Annotated in this window: 2 protein-coding genes; both read right to left on the bottom strand. The window is 71.8% G+C overall.

Going from position 1 to position 1,228, the window contains the following annotated elements:
- Nucleotides 1–755: sulfate adenylyltransferase subunit 1 (locus K353_RS33550; RefSeq protein ID WP_199528331.1), on the bottom strand; the 755-nt coding region annotated here is incomplete at its 3' end.
- Nucleotides 756–757: 2 nt separating this feature from the next.
- On the bottom strand, nucleotides 758–1,228 hold a 471-nt coding region (gene cysD / locus K353_RS33545; protein WP_146616657.1), incomplete at its 5' end, for a sulfate adenylyltransferase subunit CysD.

Raw genomic sequence — 1,228 nt, 5'->3', positions numbered from 1 at the left:
TGGCCGGCGTAGCCGCGGTAGTCGTGGTGTTCTTCGCTCTGCGGGCGGATGACGTACTGGACGGGGAAGCGGGCGGGTTCGGCGTCCGGGTCGGTGCCCACGGGCACGGTCTCCAGGTGTTCCAGCAGGGTGGGGCCGCCGTACCAGTCCATCGCGGCGGAGGGCTCGACCACGTTGTCGCCGGCCAGCGCGGAGATCGGCACCGCCACGACGTCCTTGACCCCGAGGGAGGCGGCGTAGGCGGTGAACTCGGCGGCGATGGCCGCGAAGACGGGTTCGGCGTAGTCGACCAGGTCCATCTTGTTGACGGCCAGGACCACGTGCGGGACGCGCAGCAGGGCGGCGACGGCGGCGTGGCGGCGGGTCTGTTCGACGACGCCGTTGCGGGCGTCGACGAGGACGACGGCGAGTTCGGCGGTGGAGGCGCCGGTGACCATGTTGCGGGTGTACTGCACGTGGCCGGGGGTGTCGGCGAGGATGAAGCGGCGGCGGGCGGTGGCGAAGTAGCGGTAGGCGACGTCGATGGTGATGCCCTGCTCGCGTTCGGCGCGCAGGCCGTCGGTGAGCAGCGCCAGGTCGGGGGCCTGCTGGCCGCGGCGGCGCGAGGCGTGCTCGACGGCCTCCAGCTGGTCGGCGAGGACGGACTTGGAGTCGTGCAGGAGGCGGCCGACCAGGGTGGACTTGCCGTCGTCGACGGACCCGGCGGTGGCGAAGCGCAGCAGCGAGGTGGCGGTGGCGGTCTGGGTGGTGCTCATGGTTAGAAGTACCCCTCGCGCTTGCGGTCCTCCATGGCGGCCTCGGACATCTTGTCGTCGGCGCGCGTGGCGCCGCGTTCGGTGAGGCGGGAGGCGGCGATCTCGGTGATGACGGCCTCGATGGTGTCGGCGTGGGAGTCGACGGCGCCGGTGCAGGACATGTCGCCCACGGTGCGGTAGCGCACCAGGCGGGTCTCGGCCCGCTCGCTGTCCTTGGGGCCGCCCCACTGGCCGGCGGTCAGCCACATGCCGTCGCGCTTGAACACCTCGCGCCGGTGGGCGTAGTAGATCTCCGGGAGCTCGATGTGCTCGCGCTCGATGTACTGCCACACGTCGAGTTCGGTCCAGTTGGAGAGCGGGAAGACGCGGACGTGCTCGCCGACCGCGTGGCGGCCGTTGTAGAGGGACCACAGTTCGGGGCGCTGGCGGCGCGGGTCCCAGGCGCCGAACTCGTCGCGCAGGGAGAAGACGCG

The organism is Kitasatospora sp. SolWspMP-SS2h (assembly GCF_003259315.1).
GTDB lineage: Bacteria > Actinomycetota > Actinomycetes > Streptomycetales > Streptomycetaceae > Kitasatospora > Kitasatospora fiedleri.
The sequence above is the reverse complement of the archived record's forward strand: the minus strand, read 5'-3'. Positions and strand labels throughout refer to the sequence as shown.